General features: G+C 73.6%; 17 protein-coding genes and 2 pseudogenes. 13 read left to right on the top strand and 6 right to left on the bottom strand.

What is annotated here, in order from left to right:
- Nucleotides 1-505: 505 nt before the first annotated feature.
- Entirely contained in the window at nucleotides 506-1927 is a 1422-nt protein-coding gene (locus tag ABD160_RS05700; protein ID WP_344019022.1) for a GGDEF domain-containing protein, read from the top strand.
- 13 nt (nucleotides 1928-1940) lie between these two features.
- On the opposite strand, the gene ABD160_RS05695 is transcribed toward ABD160_RS05700, so the two are convergent.
- From ABD160_RS05695 to ABD160_RS05680, 4 genes are all read right to left on the bottom strand, one after another.
- Complete coding sequence (locus ABD160_RS05695) at nucleotides 1941-3263, bottom strand: GGDEF domain-containing protein (protein WP_344019019.1); 1323 nt, start codon at nucleotides 3261-3263, stop codon at nucleotides 1941-1943.
- Nucleotides 3264-3489: 226 nt separating this feature from the next.
- Nucleotides 3490-4788, bottom strand: coding sequence for an MFS transporter (locus ABD160_RS05690; protein ID WP_344019018.1), 1299 nt, complete (start codon nucleotides 4786-4788; stop codon nucleotides 3490-3492).
- A 326-nt stretch (nucleotides 4789-5114) separates the two neighbouring features.
- Nucleotides 5115-5711, bottom strand: a complete 597-nt coding sequence (locus ABD160_RS05685) for a histidine phosphatase family protein (RefSeq protein ID WP_344019016.1) — start codon at nucleotides 5709-5711, stop codon at nucleotides 5115-5117.
- Nucleotides 5712-5718: 7 nt separating this feature from the next.
- Nucleotides 5719-6144, bottom strand: coding sequence for an HIT family protein (locus ABD160_RS05680; protein WP_344019013.1), 426 nt, complete (start codon nucleotides 6142-6144; stop codon nucleotides 5719-5721).
- Between the two features lie 57 nt (nucleotides 6145-6201).
- Between ABD160_RS05680 and ABD160_RS05675 the strand changes: the two genes are divergently transcribed.
- The 3 genes from ABD160_RS05675 to treY all read left to right on the top strand — a co-directional run bounded on the left by ABD160_RS05675 (nucleotide 6202) and on the right by treY (nucleotide 11399).
- Nucleotides 6202-6669: a PPOX class F420-dependent oxidoreductase gene (locus ABD160_RS05675; RefSeq protein ID WP_344019011.1), complete on the top strand. Its 468-nt coding sequence runs from the start codon at nucleotides 6202-6204 to the stop codon at nucleotides 6667-6669.
- Between the two features lie 184 nt (nucleotides 6670-6853).
- Nucleotides 6854-9022, top strand: coding sequence for a glycogen debranching protein GlgX (gene glgX, locus ABD160_RS05670; RefSeq protein WP_344019009.1), 2169 nt, complete (start codon nucleotides 6854-6856; stop codon nucleotides 9020-9022).
- 10 nt (nucleotides 9023-9032) lie between these two features.
- Complete coding sequence (treY, locus tag ABD160_RS05665; protein ID WP_344019007.1) at nucleotides 9033-11399, top strand: malto-oligosyltrehalose synthase; 2367 nt, start codon at nucleotides 9033-9035, stop codon at nucleotides 11397-11399.
- A gap of 47 nt (nucleotides 11400-11446) precedes the next feature.
- Here treY and ABD160_RS05660 read toward each other — a convergent pair whose 3' ends face one another.
- On the bottom strand, nucleotides 11447-11914 hold the full coding sequence (locus ABD160_RS05660; protein WP_344019005.1) for a DUF5709 domain-containing protein: 468 nt from the start codon (nucleotides 11912-11914) through the stop codon (nucleotides 11447-11449).
- Nucleotides 11915-12009: 95 nt separating this feature from the next.
- On the opposite strand from ABD160_RS05660, the gene treZ reads away from it, so the two are divergent.
- The 8 genes and pseudogenes from treZ (at nucleotide 12010) to ABD160_RS05625 (ending at nucleotide 19702) form a co-directional block, all read left to right on the top strand.
- A complete protein-coding gene (gene treZ / locus ABD160_RS05655; protein ID WP_344019003.1) occupies nucleotides 12010-13755 on the top strand; it encodes a malto-oligosyltrehalose trehalohydrolase in 1746 nt (581 codons plus the stop codon).
- Between the two features lie 138 nt (nucleotides 13756-13893).
- Nucleotides 13894-14838, top strand: coding sequence for a carbohydrate ABC transporter permease (locus tag ABD160_RS05650; protein WP_344019001.1), 945 nt, complete (start codon nucleotides 13894-13896; stop codon nucleotides 14836-14838).
- Nucleotides 14835-15701, top strand: coding sequence for a carbohydrate ABC transporter permease (locus ABD160_RS05645; protein ID WP_344018999.1), 867 nt, complete (start codon nucleotides 14835-14837; stop codon nucleotides 15699-15701). Before ABD160_RS05650 ends, ABD160_RS05645 begins: the two co-directional genes overlap by 4 nt.
- A gap of 52 nt (nucleotides 15702-15753) precedes the next feature.
- Nucleotides 15754-17077, top strand: a pseudogene (locus ABD160_RS05640) (ABC transporter substrate-binding protein).
- The gene (locus tag ABD160_RS05635) at nucleotides 17077-18327 is read left to right on the top strand and encodes an ABC transporter ATP-binding protein (RefSeq protein WP_344019349.1); all 1251 of its coding nucleotides are present in this window, start codon (nucleotides 17077-17079) and stop codon (nucleotides 18325-18327) included. Before ABD160_RS05640 ends, ABD160_RS05635 begins: the two are co-directional and overlap by 1 nt.
- Before the next feature lie 304 nt (nucleotides 18328-18631).
- A complete protein-coding gene (locus ABD160_RS05630) occupies nucleotides 18632-18850 on the top strand; it encodes a hypothetical protein (RefSeq protein ID WP_344018997.1) in 219 nt (72 codons plus the stop codon).
- Nucleotides 18851-18915: 65 nt separating this feature from the next.
- Nucleotides 18916-19014: pseudogene (locus tag ABD160_RS33295) on the top strand (helix-turn-helix domain-containing protein); the annotation flags it as partial.
- 58 nt (nucleotides 19015-19072) lie between these two features.
- Entirely contained in the window at nucleotides 19073-19702 is a 630-nt protein-coding gene (locus tag ABD160_RS05625) for a DUF5753 domain-containing protein (protein ID WP_425563586.1), read from the top strand.
- Nucleotides 19703-19870: 168 nt separating this feature from the next.
- Here the strand turns inward: ABD160_RS05625 and ABD160_RS05620 are convergent, their stop codons facing one another.
- A complete protein-coding gene (locus tag ABD160_RS05620) occupies nucleotides 19871-20857 on the bottom strand; it encodes a malate dehydrogenase (protein WP_344018991.1) in 987 nt (328 codons plus the stop codon).
- 96 nt (nucleotides 20858-20953) lie between these two features.
- On the opposite strand from ABD160_RS05620, the gene ABD160_RS05615 reads away from it, so the two are divergent.
- Nucleotides 20954-22123: a DUF418 domain-containing protein gene (locus ABD160_RS05615; RefSeq protein ID WP_344018989.1), complete on the top strand. Its 1170-nt coding sequence runs from the start codon at nucleotides 20954-20956 to the stop codon at nucleotides 22121-22123.
- The last annotated feature ends 21 nt before the right edge of the window (nucleotides 22124-22144 follow it).

Below are 22144 nucleotides of genomic sequence, written 5' to 3'. Positions count from 1 at the left end.
CACCACCCGGCGCGCCGCATCCCGTCACCGGCGGGTCCGGTTTCGCAAGATCAGAATCCCCAGTTGCGCATGATCGCTCCCCTCGCCTTGTCGATCGGCCGCGAAATGCATTCGACACATCCGCCGGGCGGACTCAGAAACCCCAGTTGCGCACGACACCCTCGCTTTCGTGATCGAACTCCTGCGTGGCGCGCTTTCCCGGTCCCCACCTGGCGACCCTCTGCCGGACGGGTCGCCGCCGGCGGAGCCGGACGACGAATAGGCGGCGGGTCCAGAATCGCGCGGTACGCCGGTGCGAACAATGCAGCAGGCACCATTGTGTGCAGGCGCTCCGCACTATCCACTTCGCGGCATTACGCAGGGTAGTCGGGGCCGGGGCGTGAGCTGCTGGGGCACTGTGCGAAAGGCGACTTCGGCCACTCCGAGCGACGGGCGGCCCGCTACGATCGGTCGCACCACCGCCTCCACGGCGGCTCCAGCCCGCGGCACGACGAGAGGGGGCGGCATGACCTCGCCGCCCGCCCCGTTGTTCCGGGTCGACCGCTGGCAGGTGTGGCGGGTCCCGTCGAGCCTGCTGGGCGCGATGCTGGCGGTGGAGCTGCTGGCCGGCGCGCTGACGCTCAGCGACCTGGTGCTGCGCCCCGATCTCGACCCGGCGACGCTGGGGCTGCTCGTCACCCTGGCGGTGGCCGGGGTGCTGCACACCGAGATCGTCGTCGGGATCGAGCGGATCCGGCGCTACACGGCCGACACCCACCACGTGAACCTGACGTCGGTCTGGACGCTCGCCGCGGCGCTGCTGCTCCCGCCGGCGCTCGGGGCCGTCGTGGTCGTGGTGGTCTACACCCACCTGTACTGGCGGGTGCTGCGCCCGGTGCCGCTACCCGACCGCCGCCCGGCCTACCGGGAGGTCTACAACGCCAGCACCGTGATCGTCGCGGTGCACGGCGCCTCGGCGATCGTCGGCGCCACCGGCCCCGGCGGCGTCTACGAGGGCCTGCCGCCGGTGCTCGGGCTGGTGCTGGCGCTGCTCGTGTACACCGTGGTGAACACCTGCCTGGTGCTCGGGGCGGTCGCCATCGTCAATCCGGAGACCCGCATCCTGCAGATCCTCTTCGGCGGCGACGAGCTGGTGCTGGAGCTGGCGACGCTCTGCCTGGGCGCGCTGACCGCGGTCGCGCTGCTCGCCGTCGGCCCGCTCGCGGCGGTGCTGGCGGTCCCGCCGATCATCGTGCTGCACCGCACGATCCAGGTCCGGCACCTGCGCGAGAAGGCCGACCTGGACGCGAAGACCGGGCTGCTCAACCACTCCGCGTGGAGCGTGCGGAGCGCGCACGCGCTGCAGGTCGCCGAGCGTGAGCGGCGGCAGGCCGCGCTGCTGATCCTCGACCTGGACCACTTCAAGGAGATCAACGACACGCACGGGCACCTCTACGGCGACCAGGTGCTCGCCGCGACCGCGCAGGTCCTGCGCGAGGAGCTGCGCGACCACGACCTGGTCGGCCGGTTCGGCGGCGAGGAGTTCGTGGTGCTGCTCCCCCGGCTCTCCGGTCACGACGGGCGCGACGAGGTCCGGCAGATCGCGGAGCGGCTGCGCGCCAGGGTGTCCGGGCGGCAGACCGGTCCCCCCGACGGCGCCGGCTCGACCAACGGCTCCGGCTCCAGCAACGGCTCCGGCTCCGGCTCCGGCTCCGGCTCCGGCTCCGGCTCCACCAACGGCTCCGGGCCTGCCGACGGCGGGCCGCACCCGGGCCGCGGCGGGCTGGGCATCACCGTCTCGATCGGCGGCGCGCTGTTCCCGGCCGACGGCACCGGGACGACGGCGCTGCTCGAGGTGGCCGACTCCGCGCTGTACGCGGCGAAGCGGGCCGGGCGGGACTCGGTGCGGATCGGGCGACAGCAGTTCCCGGCCCCGGAGCGGCCCTGATCCGCGCCGGCGGCTAGACCTCCGAGCCGGGCTCGGCCGCCGTGCGGCCCAGCCGGACCCGGTTGCGGCCGGCCCGCTTCGCCGCGTACAGGGCGTAGTCGGCGACCTGCATGAGCTCCTCCAGCGACTCGCCGTCCTGTCCGGTGATCGCCACACCGACCGAGACCGACAGGTCGGTGATGGTCAGCGGCCCGCCGGGCAGGTCGACGGTCACGGCGAGCCCGCGCACGGCGCGCCGGATCCGCTCGGCCGCGGCGTGCGCCAGCGTGCGGCCCTCCGGCCCGCGCGGCAGTCCGGCCAGCAGCACGACGAACTCCTCGCCGCCGAACCGGCCCACCGGGTCGACCTCGCGGACCTGCGCGGTCAGCGTCCGGGCCACCGCGGTGAGCACCTCGTCACCGGCCAGGTGGCCGTAGCCGTCGTTCACCGACTTGAAGTGGTCGAGATCGAGGATGAGCACGGCGACCGCGTCCCGGTGCCTGCGGCCGCGGGCGATCCCGCGGTGCGCGCGGCCCCGCCAGGCCGCGGCGGTGAGCAGCCCGGTCTTGGCGTCGGTGTTGGCGCGCTCCTCGAGCTGGCGGATCAGCACCGCGCGGTGCAGCACCAGCAGCGGCGGCAGCACGAGCAGCATCAGCAGCGGCTGGCGGAGCGCGGCGAGCGCCGCCAGCACGGCCAGGCACAGCGTGGCGCCCTCGAGGATGTGGTCGTCCCACTCCCCCAGCACGCCGCGCAGGGCGAACCGGCGCCCGGTCGTCAGGGCCAGCGCCAGGGCGACCAGCAGCTGGTTGACCACCACGTAGACGGCCATCGCGAGCAGCAGCAGGCCGGCCGCCGGGAGCATGCCGCCCGGCCCGGTGCCCGCCCCGGCGACCGTCTCCAGCCCGTGCGGCGCGACCAGCGTCGACGCGGCGATGGCGGCGAGCACGACCGTCGAGGTGGTGTAGACGTGCCGGTAGAAGCCGGCGCCGGCGGGCCGCCACACCCGCCACCAGAGGTGGCTGTAGACGCCGATGACCACCACGCCGGCCAGCCCCGGCGGGAGCAGCAGCGCACCGGCGAACGTCCAGACGCTGGACAGGTCGAAGTAGGACGCGTGCGCCACCCGCCGCCGGACCCGTTCGATCCCGGTGGCGAGCTCGGTGTGCACCACCCCGAGCGCGATCAGGCCGAGCGCGCCGAGCGCGGCCAGGCCGGTCGAGCGGTCGGCGGGCAGCGCCACCAGGCCGCCGACGACCAGCACGACGGTGAGCAGCTCGACGGTGAGCAGCACCAGGAGCATCGGCCTGGGCAGTTCCAGGGTCGGACAGCGGGGGTGCCGTCGTCGCTCTCCGGTCATCGGACCGCTCCCCACAGTGACACCGAACACACCCTAAATGAGACAGCGCGATCGATTTCTCGTGGTGGCGTCACCCGAACGGGTACACTGGTGACGAGTTGATCGCGCACAGTGATCCACCCCGGCACCTGTCGTACAGGAGGTGACGTCATGCGCAACCGTGGCTGGTGAGAACCGACGGAGCGACATCGGCTCCCGGGCGAGCCGGGACCCCGTTCCTGCGGGGTCACCCGGCTGCTCCCGGTTCGCCGACCGGCGAGCCCCCGACGAGCCTGCGCGCCCCGAGCGCCAGGAACACCCCGAGTACCCCGAAGATCCCCAGCGCGGTGGCCGGCTCGGTCCACTGCGCGAGCACCCCGCCGAGCAGCACCGCCGCCCCCTGGCTGCCGACCAGTCCGGACGCCGCGACACCGGTGGCCCGGCCGCGCACCGCGGTCGGCGTCTCCCGGGCGAAGCCGGCCTGTGCCTGCACCAGGCAGGCCGTCGCGCAGGCGCCGGACACGGCCCACAGCCCCACCGCGGACCAGAGCCCCGGTGCGAACGGGGTGAGCGCCAGCGGGACCGCCGCGCCGACCGCCAGCGGCACGATCCACCGTTCCCGGAAGCGCGCCGGGAGCACGAAGGCGAACAGCAGCGCGCCGATCACGCTGCCGGCCGGATCGGCGGCCATCAGCAGCCCGGTCGCCATCGGCCCGGCGCCGATCGCGACGGCGTAGGCCGCGGCGAGCGCCTCGGGCAGCACGTAGATCCCGATCAGCCAGGCGACCAGCACCAGGTAGCGGCGGCGCGGGTGCCGGAACACCAGTGAGAGCCCGGACCGGGCGCCCTCCAGCCAGCTCCCCGGCCCGGGATCCCGGTCCGGGTCCGGGTCCACGGAGCCGTCCCCGGCCCGCCGGACCGCCCAGCGCGAGCGCATCCCGAACCCGACGACGGCGGCGGACAGGGCGAAGGTGGCCGCGTCGACCAGCAGCGCGCCGGACGGCGTCAGCAGCGCCACCAGCACCCCGCCGGTGCCGAAGCCGACGACCTGCGCCACCTGCACCGAGACCTGGCGCAGCGCGATGCCGCGGGCCAGCAGCGCGCCCCCGAGGAGGTCCGGGAGCACCGCCGACCGGGCCACGTTGTGCGGCCCGCCGAGCAGCACGACGACGACCAGCAGCGCGCACAGCACCGGCAGCGGGAGCCCGGGCAGCGCCATCACCCCGACCAGCCCGGCCCGGACCAGATCGGTCGCCACCATCACCAGCCGGCGCGGGAACCGGTCGGCCAGCTGACCCAGCAGCAGGCCCCCGGCGAGCGCCGGCAGGAAGGTCAGCGCGTAGAACGTGGCGGACCAGGCCACCGAGCCGGTCCGCTCCAGCACCAGTACGGTGAGCGCGACGCGGGCGACCTGGTCCCCGGCCGCCGAGAGCATCTCGGCCGACCACAGCGCGCGGAAGTCGGGGACCCGGAACGGGCTCCCGGTCGTGGACGGCCCGGTGCCCCGGGGGTTCCCGGACGCCGCACTCCCCCCACTGCCGGTCACTGCCATCCGGTACGGATCCCTTCGACGAGCCATGGGAGGGTCCGGCGGTTTCTCCGCCCGTCGATCCGACTCGGATGCCGTCGGGCTCGGAAACGGCCACCGGGATTCTCGTCGAGCGTATGTATACGGCCCGAAAACGTCAGGTCAGCGAGGGTGCGTACCGACGGACGGCAGCACGACGGCGACGAACGGCAACAACGGGTCGCATCCGGTTGCCCGATGGGGCGCACGACCGGACGGATGCACGGCCCCGCCGTCGCCGGACGGTCGCCCTCCGCGGACGGGCCGCGCCCGCCCGCGGGCCCGTCCGACCGGTCACTTCGGACTCACACCAGGCCCCTGACGTGCGAGATGTCGTTGACCGTACGGGCCTTTCGCATTCCGTCCCTGGCGCAGACGACCCGGGTCACGCCGACGTAGTCCAACGGGAACGGCAGCATCCGGTCGGTCCCCAGCACGGTCGCCAGGTAGGCGTTCACCACACCGGCGTGTGCGACGACGACGGCGGTCGCCCGGCCCGGATGGGCGGCGACGATCTCCTCGATCCCGGCCCGCACCCGGCCGACGAACCGGTCGACGTCGACGTGCGCGGGCAGGTGCCCGGCGCGCATCCGTTCCCAGGACTCCGGATCGGCCTCGGCCATCTGCGCGATCGGGACGTACTCGGTCCGCTCGGCGTCGAACTCCCGCAGGTCGGCCCGGGTGGTGGCGGAGAGCCCGCGGGCCGCGGCGAGCGGCGCCGCCGTCTGCACCGCGCGGCGCATCGTGCTGGTGTAGAGCGCGTCGACCGGGTCGTGCGCCAGCGCCGCGACCAGGCGCTCCGCCTGGGCGTGCCCCTCCGGTGTCAGGCCGGGATCGGCGAACGTGCCGTCGCCGTGCTCGACCCGCTGCGGGAGTGCGTGCCGGACCAGGATGAGCTGCACGGCCCGGTCAGGCCGGGACGTGGTCGCCGTGGCCGGCGGCGCGCAGCGCGCCGCGCAGCGCCTCGGCGTGCCCGTCCTGCTCGGCGGCGTCCACCGTCGCGGCGGCGTTGGCGAAGTCGAAGGACGCCATGTCCCAGGCCGGGAACACGTGCACGTGCAGGTGCGGGACCTCGAAGCCGGCCACCAGCAGGCCCACCCGCGGCGGGTCCCAGACGTCGCGCACCGCGCCGCCGACGGCGTGCGCCACCCGGGTGAGGTGCGCGTTCAGCTCCACGTCGGCGTCCACCCACCGGTCGACCTCGGTGCGCGGCACGACCAGCGTGTGGCCCGGGCCGAGCGGGTTGATCGAGAGGAAGGCCACGCACCGGTCGTCGGACCAGACGAACCGGCCGGGGATGTCGCCGTCGATGATCTTGGAGAAGACACTGGTCACGGGTCCGGACCCTAGTACGCCGGGCGACGGCCGGGCCGCGGCCATACGCTGACCGGCATGCCGCGCACCATCGCCACCGCCACCCGCGTCGAGCTCGACGAGCTGCTCGAGTTCGTCCGGCCGCGCCACCACATGGTGCTGCTGACCGCCCGCTCCGACGGCGGCGTGCAGGGGTCGCCGGTCACCGGCGGCGTCGACGACCGGGGCCGGATCGTGATCTCCACCTACCCGGAGCGGGCGAAGGCCACCAACGTCGGGCGGACCGGCACCGCCTCGGTGATCGTGCTGTCCGACGACTTCGGCGACGCCTGGGTCCAGGTCGACGGCGACGCCGAGCTGCTCACCCTGCCCGAGGCGCTGGAGCCGCTGGTCGACTACTTCCGGTCGATCTCCGGCGAGCACCCGGACTGGGACGAGTACCGGCGGGCGATGGCCGACCAGGGCAAGGCGCTGATCCGGATCACCCCGACCCGCTGGAGCCCGGTCGCGACCGGCGGGTTCCCCGCCCGGCTCGCGGACACCTGAGCCCGGCTCCCGGCTCCGCGCGTCCCCCCTGGGACACTGGGCGGAGCCGAACGCACACCCAGCGCTGTGACGTGCACGTCACGCGGTCGCGGGTGACCCACGCGTCCCTGCGGCAACGGTGCCGGCCCCGATAGGTTTGAGCGCGCGCACGGCCGTCGGCCGCACGCGAGGAAAGGACCGCAGCATGCAGCCCTGGCCCGGGCACGCCTACCCGCTGGGCGCCAGCTACGACGGCACCGGCACGAACTTCGCCCTGTTCTCCGAGGTTGCCGAGGCGGTCGAGCTCTGCCTGTTCGACCCGGACCCGGACGACCCGGGCGCGCTGACCGAGACCCGGGTGAAGCTGACCGAGGTGGACGGCTTCGTCTGGCACGGCTACCTGCCCGGCGTCGAACCGGGCCGGCGCTACGGCTACCGGGTGCACGGCCCGTACGACCCGGCGCAGGGCCTGCGGTGCAATCCCAACAAGCTGCTCATCGATCCCTACGCCAAGGCCCTCGACGGCCCGGTGGACTGGGACGAGGCCGTCTTCGGCTACAACTTCGGCGATCCCGACTCGCGCAACGACACCGACTCCGCGGCGTTCGTCCCGAAGTCGGTCGTGGTGAACCCCTACTTCGACTGGGGCTCGGACCGCCCGCCGAAGATCCCGTACAACGAGACCGTCGTCTACGAGGCGCACGTCCGCGGGCTCACCACGCTGCACCCGGACGTCGAGGAGGAGCTGCGCGGCACCTACTCCGGCGTCGCGCACCCGGCGATGATCGAGCACTACCGCCGGCTCGGGATCACCGCCGTCGAGCTGATGCCGGTGCACGAGTTCGTGCAGGACCACCACCTCACCGAGAAGGGCCTGTCGAACTACTGGGGCTACAACACGATCGGCTTCCTGGCCCCGCACCACGCCTACTCGGCGGGCTCGGTCCGGTCCGGGTCGCAGGTCGCGGAGTTCAAGGCGATGGTGCGCGACCTGCACGACGCGGGCATCGAGGTGATCCTCGACGTCGTCTACAACCACACCGCCGAGGGCTCGGACATGGGGCCGACGCTGTCCATGCGCGGCATCGACAACCACGCGTACTACCGGCTGGTCGACGACGACCCCCGCTACTACATGGACTACACCGGCACCGGCAACTCGCTCAACGTGCGCAACCCGCACACCCTGCAGCTGATCATGGACTCGCTGCGCTACTGGGTCACCGAGATGCACGTCGACGGGTTCCGCTTCGATCTCGCCTCCACCCTGGCCCGCGAGTTCTACGACGTCGACCGGCTGTCGACCTTCTTCGACCTGGTCCAGCAGGACCCGGTGATCTCGCAGGTCAAGCTGATCGCCGAGCCGTGGGACGTCGGGCCCGGCGGCTACCAGGTCGGCAACTTCCCGCCGCTGTGGACCGAGTGGAACGGCAAGTACCGCGACACCGTCCGCGACTTCTGGCGCGGCGAGGCCGGCTCGCTCGGCGAGTTCGCCTCCCGCATCACCGGCAGCTCCGACCTGTACCAGGCCGACGGCAGGCGGCCCTACGCCTCGATCAACTTCGTGACCGCGCACGACGGCTTCACCCTCGCCGATCTCGTCTCCTACAACGAGAAGCACAACGAGGCCAACGGCGAGGACGGCAACGACGGCGAGAGCCACAACCGCTCCTGGAACTGCGGCGTCGAGGGCCCCACCGACGACGAGGAGGTGCTCGAGCTGCGCGCCAGGCAGCAGCGCAACTTCCTCGCCACCCTGCTGCTCTCGCAGGGCACCCCGATGCTGCTGCACGGCGACGAGCTGGGCCGCACCCAGGGCGGCAACAACAACGTCTACTGCCAGGACAACGAGATCGCCTGGCAGGACTGGGAGCTCGGCGACAAGCACGACGACCTGGTCGGCTTCGTCTCCGGGGTGACCGCGCTGCGGCACGCGCACCCGGTGTTCCGGCGCCGCCGGTTCTTCGCCGGCAAGCCGATCGGCCGGTCCTCGGCCGACGACGCGATCGCCGACATCGGCTGGTTCACCCCGGCCGGGCGGGAGATGCGCGAGGAGGACTGGGACAACGAGCTCGGCCGCGCCGTCGTCGTGTTCCTCAACGGCGAGCAGATCGCCGACGTCGACCAGCGCGGGCAGCGGATCACCGACGACTCGTTCCTGCTGTGCTTCAACTCCTACTGGGAGGACATCGACGCCACCCTGCCGCCGGCCGAGTTCGGTGCGGCCTGGGAGACCGTCGTCGACACCCACTCGGGAGAGGTGCACCCGCCGGCCGGTGCCGGCCACGGCGGCGCCGACCTCGATCCGGTCTCCGCGGGCTCGGTGCTCACCCTGCCCGCCCGTTCCCTGCTCGTCCTGCGATCGAAGGTCTGAGGCGCACCGCATGAACCGCCTTCCGGGTTCCACCTACCGGCTGCAGTTCTCCCGGGACCACACGTTCACCGACGCCCGGGCGCTGACCGGCTACCTGGACCGGCTCGGCGTCGGCGCGCTGTACGCGTCGCCGCTGCTGGCCTCGGGGACCGGCTCGAACCACGGCTACGACGTCGTCGACCCGACCCGGATCTCCGCCGAGCGCGGCGGCGAGGACGGGCTGCGCGCGCTGCTCGCGACGCTGCGCGAGCGCGGCCTCGCGCTGCTGCTCGACATCGTCCCCAACCACGTCGGGGTCGCGACGCCCGCCGAGAACCCGTGGTGGTGGGACGTGCTGATGCACGGGCCCGCGTCGCGCTGGGCGGGCCACTTCGACATCGACCGGGGCGCCGGGCCGCTGCTGATCCCGGTGCTCGACGCCGACGAGGACGACGCGCTGCAGAAGCTGACCGTCGTCGGGGACGAGCTGCACTACTTCGAGCACCGCTTCCCGATCGCGCCCGGCACCGGCGAGGGGTCCGCGCAGGAGGTGCACGAGCGGCAGCACTACCGGCTGGTGTCCTGGCGGCGCGGCGCCGCCGAGCTGACCTACCGGCGGTTCTTCGACGTCTCCGATCTCGCCGCGGTCCGGGTCGAGGACCCGCAGGTCTTCGCCGACACCCACGCGACCGTGCTGCGGCTGCTGCGCGAGCACGACACGATCATCGGCCTGCGCGTCGACCATCCCGACGGCCTGTCCGACCCCGGCGGTTACCTGCGCAGGCTCCGGTCGGAGATCGGGCCGTGGAAGTGGCTGCTGGTGGAGAAGATCCTCGGCGTCGGCGAGGACCTCCCGGCCTCCTGGCCGGTCGACGGCACCACCGGCTACGAGGCGCTGCGCGAGGTGTGCGGGGTGTTCGTCGACCCGGACGGCGCCGGGCTGCTCACCCAGTTCGCCGCCGAGCACACCGGGGAGAAGCGCTCCGCGCACTCCGTCGAGGACGACGGGCGCCACCTGGTCGTCGGGCAGATCCTGGTCGCCGAGGTGCAGCGGATCGCCGACGCGTTCCGGGCCGGCCCGGGCGCCGACGCCGGACTCACCGGCGTCGACCTGACGACGGTCACCGCCGCGGACCTGCACGACGCCGTCGGCGAGCTGCTGTGCGGGTTCCCGGTGTACCGGTCCTACCTCACCCCGGCGATCGCCGAGGGGCGCGCCGCCGCGGACGTCGCGGTCGGCGTCGCCCGGACCCGGCGGCCCGATCTCGCGGCGCTGCTCACCGGGCTGTACCGGGGGCTGGTCGACGACCCGGGCTCGGAGTACGCGACCCGGCTGCAGCAGACCTCCGGGATGGTCACCGCGAAGGGCGTCGAGGACACCGCGTTCTACCGGTACAACCGGCTCGTCGCGCTGAACGAGGTCGGCGGCGACCCGGCCCGGTTCGGCGTCTCCGTGCCCGAGTTCCACGCCGGGCTCGCGCACCGCGAGGCCGGCCGGTCGCGCACCATGACCACGCTGTCCACGCACGACACCAAGCGCTCCGAGGACGTCCGCGCCCGGCTCGCCGTGCTCGCCGAGCGGCCCGCCGACTGGGCGGACCGGGTGCGCCGCTGGTCGGTGCGCCATCCGCTGCCGGACCGGTCGCTGGAGCTGCTGGCCTGGCAGTCGCTGGTCGGGGCGTGGCCGATCCCGGCCGACCGGCTCGCCGGCTACCTGAACAAGGCGGCGAAGGAGGCGAAGCTCGTCACCTCGCACGTCGACGCGGACGCCGACGCGGACGCCGCGATCGCGGACTGGCCCTCGGCGGTGCTCGCCGACACCGAGCTGGTCGAGGATATCGAGGCGTTCGTCGCCGGGATCGCCGGGCCCGGCCGGTCGAACTCGCTCGGCCAGAAGCTGCTGCAGATGGCCGGACCGGGTGTGCCGGACGTCTACCAGGGCACCGAGCTGTTCGAGTACTCGCTGGTCGACCCGGACAACCGGCGGCCGGTCGACTTCGGTGCCCGGGACCGGCTGCTGGAGCGCATCGACGCCGGCTGGCAGCCGCCGGTGGACGCCGACGGCGGGGCGAAGCTGCTGGTCACGGCGGCGGCGGCGCGGCTGCGCCGGTTCCGGCCGGAGCTGTTCAGCGGCTACGGGCCGCTGCCGGCGCAGGGCGCGGCCGCGGAGCACGCCGTCGCGTTCTCCCGGGGCGGCGGCGCGCTGGTGGCCGTCGCCACCCGGCTGCCGGAGGGGCTCGACCGGCGCGGCGGGTGGGGCGACACCACGCTGCCGCTTCCCGGCGGGTTCGACGACTGGCACGACATGATCGCGAACCGGCCGGTGGGGAGCGCGGCGCCCCGGCTCGGGGAGCTGCTGGACCGCTATCCGGTCGCGCTGCTGGTCCGCCCGGCCTGAGTCCCGCGACGCCGGGCGCGGCGGGCCGCCGCGCCCGGCCGGTCGGCTCAGACCTCGTCGTCGCCGATCACGTGCACCGCGGCCTCCTCGGCGGACGCCCCGGCGCCGTCGATGCCCGCATCGCCCGCGGTGAGGTCCTTGGTGCCGCCCTCGCTGCCGTCGAAGGTCGGGTCGTCGACGGTCAGCCGGCCCGCCCGGCGGTCGCCGACCTCGTCGTCACGCAGCTCGCCGTCGGTGTCGGTCGCGTCACCGAGGTACTCCCCCGTCGCGTCGTCGACGTCGCGCCGGTCGTCCGGCTCGGCGGCCGGGTCGGTGGCGTTCCACGGATCGGGCTCCTCGTCGGCGAGGCGCTGGTCGAGGGTCTCGTGGTCGCGGTCGTTCCACGGGCGTTCCGGCGGCGAGTAGCCCTCGTCCAGGACGTCGGTGAGGCCGCTGCCGTCGAGCGTGTCCTCGGGCTGGAGCTGGGCGTACTGGTCGAGGTCGCCGACCTCGACGCCGGAGTCCGGGTCCGTCATCGGTGCAGCGTAGAACGATCCGCGGCGCGGCGTGAGGGGCCCCACCCCGGCCCGGGCGGGCGCGAACCCGGCCCGGTGCGGAAGGATCGGCGTCCGTGACGGAGTTCGCCGTGTGGGCCCCCGACAGGAACCGTGTCAGCGTCGTGATCGGCGAGGACCGGATCGCGCTGGATCCGGCCCCCGGCGGGTGGTGGCGGACCGAGCTGCCCGACCACGGGCACGGCACCGACTACGCCTTCGTCGTCGACGACGACCCGGCCCCGCTGCCCGACCCGCGTTCGGCCTGGCAGCCGGGCGGGGTGCACGGCCGCTCCCGGGTGTACGAGCACGACACCTTCTGGTGGACCGACGACGGCTGGACCGGCCGGGCGCTCGCCGGGGCGGTGCTCTACGAGTGCCACATCGGCACCTTCACCGACGGCGGCACCTTCGACACCGCGATCGGGCGGCTGGACCATCTCGTCTCGCTCGGCGTCGACCTGGTCGAGGTGCTGCCGGTGAACGCCGTCGACGGCCCGGTGAACTGGGGGTACGACGGCGTCGGCTGGTACGCCGTCACCGAGAACTACGGCGGTCCGGAGGCGTTCAAGCGGTTCGTCGACGCCTGCCACGCCCGCGGGCTCGGCGTGCTGCTCGACGTCGTCTACAACCACCTCGGCCCGTCCGGCGCCTACCTGGACCGGTTCGGCCCGTACTTCGCCGGCTCGAACATCTGGGGCCCGTCGCTGAACCTGGACGGCGCCGGGTCCGACGAGGTCCGCCGGTTCGTGATCGACAACGCGCTGATGTGGCTGCGCGACTTCCACGTCGACGGGCTGCGGATCGACGCGGTGCACGCGCTGCGCGACACCCGCGCCCAGCACGTCCTCGAGCAGCTCGCGATCGAGGTCACCGCGCTGGAGGCGCACGTCGGGCGGCCGCTGTCGCTGATCGCCGAGTCCGACCTGAACGACCCGCGGATGATCACCGCGCGGGAGGGCGGCGGGTACGGCCTGGACGCCCAGTGGGCCGACGACGTGCACCACTGCCTGCACGCCGTGCTCACCGGCGAGGGCCAGGGCTACTACGGCGACTTCGCCGAGGCCGGGCTGGACGGGCTGGCCCACGTGCTGACCCGCGGGTTCCTGCACGAGGGCACCTGGTCGTCGTTCCGCGGGCGCAGCCACGGCGCCCCGATCGACACCGCCCGCATCCCGGGCAGCCGGCTCGTCACCTACCTGCAGAACCACGACCAGATCGGCAACCGCGCCACCGGCGACCGGCTCACCCACACGCTCTCCCCCGGGCTGCTGGCCTGCGGGGCGGCGCTGCTGTTCACCTCGGCGTTCACCCCGATGCTGTTCATGGGCGAGGAGTGGGGCGCCCGCACGCCGTGGCAGTTCTTCTCCCGGTTCCCCGATCCCGGCCTGCAGCAGGCGGTCCGCGACGGGCGGCGCGCGGAGTTCGCCGACCACGGCTGGTCCGACGCCGACGAGGTGCCGGACCCGAACGCCGAGTCCACCTTCGCCGACTCGACGCTCGACTGGTCCGAACCCGAGCAGGAGCCGCACGCCACCCTGCTGCGGATGCACCGCGAGCTGATCGCGCTGCGCCGGGCCTGGCCGGAGCTGTCCGATCCGTGGCTGGACTCGGTCGGCGTCGACGTGCACGCGCACGCGCGCACGCTGGTGGTGAACCGGGGCTCGATGCGGGTCGTGGTGAACCTCGGCCCGGAGCCGGTCACGCTGTCGCTGGGCGCGACGATCACCCGGATCCTGCTCGCCTCGGAGCCGACCCGCAGCGCCGACGACTCGTTCACAGTGCCCGCGGAGGCGTTCGCGATCTGCCGCATCGCGGGGTAGTGGGTCACCCGTTCGAGGTACGTCGTTCCACACGGCGCCGGACGTTCGACACCGATCGTCCACATCGGGCTGACACGGTCACGGGGGTCGCAAGGACGCGGTCCGCCGACCGTGTCCCCCGACCCGCCGTGAGGTCCGATGACGTCCACCATCACCCGCTCCGACGTGACGGCGCGGGACCGGCCGGTGCCGCGCCGGCGCCGCTTCAGCGGGCGTGACCGGCACGACTTCTGGGTGTTCCTGGCGCTGGTGGCGCCGAACGTCGCGCTGATCATCGTGTTCGCCTACCGGCCGGTGATCGAGAACGTCCGCTACTCGCTGCTCGACTGGACACTCGGGTCGTCGACGGCGAGCTGGGCCGGGCTCGACAACTACGTCCGGTTCCTGACCTCGCCGTCGTCCTGGACGATCCTGTGGACGACGCTGGTGTTCACCGTCGTCACCGTCGGCGGGTCGATGGTGCTGGGCCTGTTCGTCGCGCTGGCGCTGAACCGGCGGGTGCCCGGCACCGGCCTCGCGCGGGCCGCGGTGTTCTCGCCGTACGTGCTGTCCGGTGTCGGCGTCGGCCTGGTGTGGCTGTTCGTGTTCGACCCGACGATCGGCGTGCTCGGCGCGGTGCTGCGCGCCCTGGGCGGGACCGCCCCGGACTTCTTCAACGACCCCACGCTGTCGCTGGTCATGATCTGCGTGGTCTACGTCTGGAAGAACATGGGCTACGCCGCCGTGATCTACCTGGCCGGGCTGCAGTCGATCCCGCGCGACCTGCTGGAGGCGGCCGCGCTGGACGGCGCCGGACCGGTCCGGGCGTTCGTCCGGGTGGTGCTGCCGCTGCTGTCGCCGACGACGTTCTTCCTGCTGGTCACCAGCGTGCTCAACTCGCTGCAGGCGTTCGACCTGATCCGGATCATGACCCCGCTCGGCAACGGCACCACGACACTGATCTACGAGGCGTACCTGCAGGCGTTCGGCGGGTACAACCGGGCCGGGTACTCGGCGGCGGTCTCGACGATCCTGTTCGTGCTGCTCGTGGTGTTCACCATGGTGCAGCTGCGCTGGCTGGAGAAGCGGGTGCACTACGCATGAGCACCCCGGCCGCACCCCGCCGGGCGCTGTCCGCCCGCAGCCTGCTCGACGCCGCGCTGTCCGCCTACCTGCCACTGCTGCTCGCGGTGCTGGTGGTGGCGTTCCCGCTGGTCTGGATGGCGCTGACCTCGATCAAGCCGCTGCCCGAGATCATCACCCGGACGCCGACGCTGCTGCCGCTCGACCCGACCTGGGAGAACTACGCGACGGCGGCCGAGCGGCTCCCGTTCGGCCGGGTGTTCGCGAACTCGGTGCTGGTCACCGCGGTCGGCTCGGTGATCAAGGTGGCGCTGGCCGTGTGCACCGCCTACGGGCTGGTGTTCGTCCGGTTCCCCGGCCGGAACCTGATCTTCGCCGGGCTGCTGGTGACGCTGATGGTGCCGCCGCAGGTGGCGCTGCTGCCGAACTACACGCTGATCACCTCGCTGGGCGGGGCGGACACCTACTGGGGGATCGTCCTGCCCGGTCTCGGCACCGCGTTCGGCACGTTCCTGCTCCGCCAGCACTTCCGGACGATCCCGCCGAGCCTGGTCGAGGCCGCCGAGCTCGACGGCGCCGGGCACTGGCGGCGGCTCACCCGGGTGGTGCTGCCGGTGTCCGCGCCGACCGTCGCGACCGTCGGGCTGATCACCATCGTGTCCGAGTGGAACGACTACCTCTGGCCGCTGGTGATCATCTCCCGGCCGGAGATGATGACCCTCCCGGTCGGGCTCACCCTGCTGTCCAACGTGGACAACCGGGCCGCCGCCTACGGCCAGCTGATGGCCGGGTCGGTGGCCGTGATCGTCCCCGTGCTGATCGTCTTCATCGCCCTGCAACGGCACGTCATCGCCGGACTCACCCAGGGCGCCGTCAAGGACTGAGCGGAACCGCTCCCCCCGGCGCCACCCGTCATCCCGGAAAGAGGACCCTGACATGACCCTGTCCGTCGACCGCCGCTCGTTCCTGAGGTTCGCCGGCATCGCCGGGGCCGCCGCCGCACTCGCGGCCTGCGGCGGGCCCTCCACCTCCGGCGGCGACGACGCCGCCGCGACCGACATCGACTACACGGGGCTGCAGCCGGCGAGCGAGATCACCTGGTGGTCGAACAACCCGGGCGGCTCGGAGGCCGTCTCCCGGCAGATCATCGAGGCGTTCCACCGGGAGCACCCCGGCATCCGGGTCGACCTGGTGACCGCGGGCACCAACTACGAGGAGATCGCGCAGCGGTTCCAGACCGCGCAGGCCGGCGGCACGCTGCCCGATCTGGTCGTGCTGTCCGACGTCTGGTGGTTCCGCTACTACATGCAGCGCTCGATCGTGCCGATGGACCCGCTGATCGACGCGGTCGGCATCGACACCGCCGACTACCGCGAGCAGCTGATCGAGGACTACCGCTACGACGGCAGGCTGTGGGCGCTGCCGTGGGCCCGCTCGACGCCGCTGTTCTACTACAACAAGGCGCACTGGGCGGCCGCCGGGCTGCCCGACCGGGCCCCCGGGACCTGGGCCGAGCTGGGCGAGTGGGGTCCGCGGTTGCAGGCCGCCGGCACCGGGGTGCAGAAGGCGTTCCAGCTGCCCGCGCTCGCCGACTACGCCGGCTGGACCTTCCAGAACAACCTGTGGGGCGAGGGCGGCGGTTTCAGCCGGGACTGGGAGGTCACCTGCGACGCCCCGGAGGCGGTGCGGGCGATCCGGTTCCTCGCCGACGCGGTGTACACCGGCGGCTGGGCCGGTGTCGCGGCCACCGAGTCCACCACCGATCTCGCGGCGGGTGCGGCGTCGGCCACCGTCGGTTCGACCGGCAGCCTGGTCACCATCCTCGACGCCGCCGACTTCGAGCTCGGCGCCGGCTTCCTGCCCGCCGGGCCGGTCGCCGGGCCGGTCTGCCCGACCGGCGGCGCCGGGCTCGGGATCCCGGCCGGGACGGCAGCTCGCGGCGGCCACCTTCGTCAAGTTCCTGACCTCGCCGGAGAACGCGGTGCTGCTCTCCCGGGCGACCGGCTACCTGCCGATCCGCACCTCCTCGGACACCTCGGCGCTGCTCGCCGAGTCGCCGCTGCGGCGGATCGCGATCGACCAGCTGGAGGTCACCCGCACCCAGGACCGGGCCCGGGCGTTCTTCCCCGGCGCGGACCAGGAGATCGCCCGGACCTGCGCGAACATCCTGAACCAGCGCGCCGACGTGGCCGCCGAGCTGAGCACGCTGAAGGGCACCCTGCAGGGCATCCACGACGCCGACGTGGCCCCGAACCTCTGATGGCGACGGTCAGCTTCGAGGGCGCCACCCGGATCCACCCCGGCGCGGCGGCGCCCGCCGTCGACCGGCTCGACCTGCAGATCGCCGACGGCGAGTTCCTGGTGCTGGTCGGCCCGTCCGGCTGCGGGAAGTCGACGTCGCTGCGGATGCTCGCCGGCCTGGAGGACGTCGACGCCGGCACCGTGCGGATCGGCGGGGAGGACGTCACCGACGTCCGGCCGCGGGACCGGGACATCGCGATGGTGTTCCAGAACTACGCGCTCTACCCGCACATGACGGTCGCGGCGAACATGGGCTTCGCGCTCACCAACGCCGGACGGCCGCGGGCCGAGATCGACCGGCGGGTGCGCGAGGCCGCGGCGATCCTGGACCTGCTGCCGCTGCTGGACCGCAAGCCGCGGGCGCTGTCCGGCGGGCAGCGGCAGCGGGTGGCGATGGGCCGGGCCATCGTCCGGGAGCCGGCCGTGTTCTGCATGGACGAGCCGCTGTCCAACCTGGACGCGAAACTGCGGGTGTCGACGCGCACCCAGATCGCCGGGCTGCAGCGCAGACTCGGGATCACCACCGTCTACGTCACCCACGACCAGGTGGAGGCGATGACGATGGGCGACCGGGTCGCCGTGCTGGACCGCGGGGTACTGCAGCAGTGCGCGTCCCCGCGGGAGCTGTACGCCCGGCCGGCGAACGCGTTCGTCGCCGGGTTCGTCGGGTCGCCCGCGATGAACCTGGTGACGGTCCCGGTCGACGGCGACGCGGTGTCGCTAGGTGGGGTGCGGATCGCGCTGCCGCGCTCGGGGGGCGGGGCTCGCCCGGGGGCCGGGGCTCGCTCGGGGGCCGAGGCCGGCGGCGTGGCTCGTGCCGGGGCGCGCCCGGGTCACGGGGCCGGCGGCGTGGCCGGCGCCGGGGCTCGCTCGGGTGCCGGGGCTCGCTCGGGTGCCGGGGCCGATGGCGGCCCGAACGGGGCCCGCGCCGGGACCGAGGTCCGGGCGGCCGCGACGGTGACCGTCGGGATCCGCCCGGAGCACCTGGTCCCGGCCACCGGGGCCGACGCGCTGGAGGTGACCGTCGACGTCGTCGAGGAGCTGGGCGCGGACGCCTACGTGTACGGCAGCCTCACCGGATCCGGCACCCCGCTCGTCGTCCGGGTGGACCCGCGCACCCCGCCCGACCGGGGTGCGCGGCTCCGGCTGGTCCCGGACCCGGCCCACACCCACCTGTTCGACGGCGCCACCGCGCAGCGACTCGGCTGACGTCCACACCCCCTGGCCCCGGTTCACACCCGCCGCGACGGGTGCGAACCGGGACGAAGGGGTGCGAACCAGAGCCCCCAGCCGCTGCACACCCCTCCACCTCGCCGCACACCTGCTGCAACGGGTGTGCGGCGGGGCGGAGGGGTGTGCGGCGCGCAGCCAGGCGCTGCGCGGCGGTCGGCCGCGATCACGCCGGTGCGGGTGATCGCGGCCGGGGTCGGGGCTGTGCCGGATGGATGTGCGCGCCGGTCTCCCGGTGGAGCCGAGCGACCATCAGGGCCCGCAGCAGCGGACGGGGCGAGAGATGGTCGAGGTCCGGAACGATGACATGGCCCGCCAGCTCCCGCGCCACGGCCTCGATCAGGTCGCCGAACGCGATCTGCGAACCCCGGTCGTGCTCGGTGAAGATCGCGACGATGCTCAGGCCCAGCTGCCCCGCATGGGCGCGGACGCGACCTTCCAGGACCGCGGCGGCGTCGTCACCGAGGCCGTGTACGTCGCGCGTGGCCGGCGCACGGGGTAGACCTCGGCGGTGACCAGTTCGGTTCGGGAGGCGCGGGAGGCGCTCGGCCGGCGGCTGCGCGAGCGCTGCGCACGGACGCCGGTCTCAGCGGCCGGGGGCTCGCCGAGCTGTCCGGATGGCACGGCTCGAAGGTCTCGAAGATCGAGTACGGCAGGCAGGCGCCGTCCGAGGACGACATCCGGGCCTGGTGCCGGCACACCGGCTCGTCCCGGGAGCTCGCCGATCTCGTCGCGAGCCTGCGCTCCATCGACGCCATGTATCTCGAGTGGCGGCGGACGCTCGGCACCGGGACCCGGCGGCGGCAGCGGGGCCTCACTGAAGCGGGAGGGCGACGCCCGGCTGCTGCGCTGGTACGAGCCGGTTCTCGTTCCGGGGTTGCTGCAGACGGCCGAGTACGCCGAGGCGGTCCTCCGGCAGGTGATCGAGTTCTACGGTGTGCCCGACGACGTCGCCGGCGGGGTCGCCACCCGCATGCAACGCCAGCAGGTGCTCTACCGCGGCGACCGCCGTTTCGTGTTCGTGCTCGCCGAGCAGGCACTGCGGACCACGGTCGGCGACGACGACGTGATGGCCGGCCAGCTCGATCGGCTGCTCGCCGTCATGTCGACGGCGCGGGTCGTCGTCGGGATCGTCCCCGCGTCGGCGCCGTACCGGGTGCCCACCAACCAGTTCATCCTGTTCGACGACCGCACGGTCAACGTCGAGACCGTCTCGGCCGAGCTGACGATCACCCAGCCACGGGAGATCGCGCTCTACGCCGCCGCCTTCGAACAGATCTGGGCGCAGGCCACCACCGGCGACGCCGCCCGAACCCTCATCCGAGCGGCCCTGCAAGAACGCAACCCCACCTGACCCGCGCCCCCGGTTGCTGCACACCCGTTCGCCCCGCCGCACACCTGCTGCAACGGGTGTGCGGCGGGGCGCAGGGGTGTGCGGGCGCTGCCGGGCTCGCACAGCAGTCGGCCGCGAGCGCCCCGGTGCGGGGCGATCGCGGCCGAGGTCGGACCGGTGGGGTCTGCGTCAGAGCAGGCCGAGCTTCTGCACGGCGTCGCGCTCCTCGCCCAGCTCGGCGACGCTCGCGTCGATCTTCGACCGCGAGAAGTCGTCGATCTCCAGGCCCTGGACGATCTTCCACGCGCCGTTCTCGGAGGTCACCGGGAACGAGGAGATGAGGCCCTCGGGCACACCGTAGGAGCCGTCCGACGGGATCGCGGCGGAGGTCCAGTCGCCGGCCGGGGTGCCGTTGACCCAGTCGTGGACGTGGTCGATGGCGGCGTTCGCGGCCGACGCGGCGGAGGACGCACCGCGCGCCTCGATGATCGCCGCACCGCGCTTGGCGACGGTCGGGATGAAGTCGTTCTCCAGCCACTCCCGCTCGACCTGCTCGGCGGCGATCTTGCCGCCGACCTCGGCGTGGAACAGGTCCGGGTACTGGGTCGCCGAGTGGTTGCCCCAGATGGTGAGCTTCTTGATCTCGTCCAGCTGGACGCCGAGCTTCTTGGCGAGCTGGGCCAGCGCGCGGTTGTGGTCCAGGCGGGTCATCGCGGTGAACCGCTCGGCCGGGACGTCCGGCGCGGCGGCCTGGGCGATCAGGGCGTTGGTGTTGGCCGGGTTGCCGACGGCGAGGACGCGGATGTCGCTCGCGGCGCCGTCGTTGATGGCCTTGCCCTGCGGGCCGAAGATCCCGCCGTTGGCCTCGAGCAGGTCGCCCCGCTCCATGCCCTTGGTACGCGGGCGGGCACCGACCAGCAGCGCGACGTTGGCGCCGTCGAAGGCGGCCTTCGCGTCGTCGTAGATGTCGATGCCGCGCAGCAGGCCGAAGGCGGAGTCGTCGAGCTCCATCGCGGTGCCCTCGGCGGCCTTGACGGCCTGCGGGATCTCCAGCAGGTTCAGCTTCACCGGGGTGTCGGACCCCAGGAGCTGACCGGAGGCGATCCGGAAGAGCAGCGCGTAACCGATCTGGCCAGCGGCTCCGGTGACGGTGACGGTAACTGGGGTAGCAGACACGAGCGGGACCCTAGCCCTGTGCGCCGCGGATCGCCGCGACGGGGAGCACAGGGATCGCTCCAGGTGTCCGGAACCACACCCGGTAGCGTCGCCTCGGTGCGTGCACTCCCGGTGGCGAGGCGTTCCGCGGCCCCGGACCTGGCCCGCGGGGCCGCACTGCTGCTGATCGCGGTGGCGAACGCGCACACCTTCGTGCACGACCGCGGGATCGGCGTCCGCGGCTACCCGCAGGACCTGTCCGGTGCCGACGCCGCGGTCGCCGCGGTGCAGCTGATGCTGGTCGACGGCCGGGCCTATCCGTTGTTCGGCGTGCTGTTCGGCTACGGCATCGCGGTGCTCGCTCGGCGCCGGACCGGGCCGGGGCAGGTCGCCGGGGAGGCGGTCGTCGCGCTGGCCCGCCGCCGCGGTGCTGCCCTGTTCGGGATCGGTGCGGTGCACGCGATCCTGCTGTGGTCCGGCGACATCGTCGCCGCCTACGGCCTGCTGGCGATGCTGCTGGCCGGGCTGCTGGTGCGCGGGAGCACCGCCGCGCTGGCCGGGACCGCCGTCGGGACGATCGCGGTCAGCTGCCTGCTGTACCTGCCGGTCGCGACGACCAGCGTGGACGTCGCGTCCGGCACGCCGTCGACGGTGACCGATTCGGCCACGGCGGCCCTGACCGCGCGGTTCGGCGAGTGGCTCTTCGGGTTCCTCCCGATCAACGCGCTCGCGCTCGCCGGGGCGGTCGCGGTCGGCGTGCTGCTGGCCCGCGCCGGCTGGCTGGACGACCCGGTCAGGTTCCGCGGGCAGCTGGCCCGCACCGCCGCCGCCGGGATCGCGGCCGGGATCCTGGGCGGCATCCCGCTGGCGCTGGTCGCCGCCGGGATCTGGGTGCCGGGCACGGCCGCCGGGCTGGTCGCGGGGCCGGTCCAGGCGCTGTCCGGCTACGCCGCCGGGATCGGGTACGCGGCCGCCGCCGGGCTGGTCGCGGCCCGCTGGGCCGGACGCGGCGGGCCGGGGCCGGTGGGGGCGGCGCTGCTGGCCACCGGGCAGCGGTCGCTGTCGGCCTATCTCGCCCAGTCGATCGCCTTCGTCGCGCTGTTCCCGGCGTGGACGCTCGGGCTCGGGTCCGGGCTGCCGGTGTGGGCGGCGACCCTGTGCGGGCTCGGGGTGTGGGTGGTGACGGTGCTGGTGGCCGCCGCCTCGGACCGGGCCGGTCTGCGCGGACCGGCCGAGACGGCGCTGCGCGCGCTCACCTACGGCCGGGCGGCCCGGCGCGCGGCCTGAACGCGGGCGCGACGGCCCGGA

This window comes from Pseudonocardia kongjuensis (assembly GCF_039526905.1).
GTDB classification, from domain to species: domain Bacteria; phylum Actinomycetota; class Actinomycetes; order Mycobacteriales; family Pseudonocardiaceae; genus Pseudonocardia; species Pseudonocardia kongjuensis.
The sequence above is the reverse complement of the archived record's forward strand: the minus strand, read 5'-3'. Positions and strand labels throughout refer to the sequence as shown.

Coding starts and splice junctions, on each gene's coding strand:
- ABD160_RS05700 (WP_344019022.1), top strand. CDS start 506: ATGACCTCGCCGCCCGCCCCGTTGTTCCGGGTCGACCGCTGGCAGGTG.
- ABD160_RS05695 (WP_344019019.1), bottom strand. CDS start 3,263: ATGACCGGAGAGCGACGACGGCACCCCCGCTGTCCGACCCTGGAACTG.
- ABD160_RS05675 (WP_344019011.1), top strand. CDS start 6,202: ATGCCGCGCACCATCGCCACCGCCACCCGCGTCGAGCTCGACGAGCTG.
- glgX (WP_344019009.1), top strand. CDS start 6,854: ATGCAGCCCTGGCCCGGGCACGCCTACCCGCTGGGCGCCAGCTACGAC.
- treY (WP_344019007.1), top strand. CDS start 9,033: ATGAACCGCCTTCCGGGTTCCACCTACCGGCTGCAGTTCTCCCGGGAC.
- ABD160_RS05660 (WP_344019005.1), bottom strand. CDS start 11,914: ATGACGGACCCGGACTCCGGCGTCGAGGTCGGCGACCTCGACCAGTAC.
- ABD160_RS05650 (WP_344019001.1), top strand. CDS start 13,894: ATGACGTCCACCATCACCCGCTCCGACGTGACGGCGCGGGACCGGCCG.
- ABD160_RS05645 (WP_344018999.1), top strand. CDS start 14,835: ATGAGCACCCCGGCCGCACCCCGCCGGGCGCTGTCCGCCCGCAGCCTG.
- ABD160_RS05635 (WP_344019349.1), top strand. CDS start 17,077: ATGGCGACGGTCAGCTTCGAGGGCGCCACCCGGATCCACCCCGGCGCG.
- ABD160_RS05630 (WP_344018997.1), top strand. CDS start 18,632: ATGGTCGAGGTCCGGAACGATGACATGGCCCGCCAGCTCCCGCGCCAC.